At 85.3% G+C, this 293-nt stretch carries 1 protein-coding gene; it reads left to right on the plus strand.

Translation table 11 applies throughout. The annotated features are described in order from the left end of the window. The coding region (locus AC1MIR_RS10890; protein ID WP_480028179.1) for a hypothetical protein at nucleotides 1-293 on the plus strand (293 nt) is incomplete at both ends.

Consider the following 293-nt stretch of genomic DNA (forward strand, 5'->3'; position numbering starts at 1 on the left):
CCCCGCCTACGCCGCCAGCTTCGTCCGCCCGGTGGAGGGCGCGACGCCGGACAAGCGCCTGCGCTGGTCCACGCCCGCCCCCTGGGAGATGGTCGTGGCGCCCCCCGGCGCCTGCCGTCCCTTGGCCGACTGGTGCGCCGCCGGCGGCCGCGCGCTGCTGGACGAGGTGGCGGCGGCCGTCACCGGCGCGCGCGACGCCCTCGCCGCGGCGCGCGGACGCGCGGCGCCCGCCCGGAGGCGCGCCCCGCGGCGTCTTGCCGCCCGGCGCGCCCCGCCGCGGCCCGCCGGCCGGC

It is taken from the genome of Falsiroseomonas sp. RANM36 (assembly GCF_056682175.1).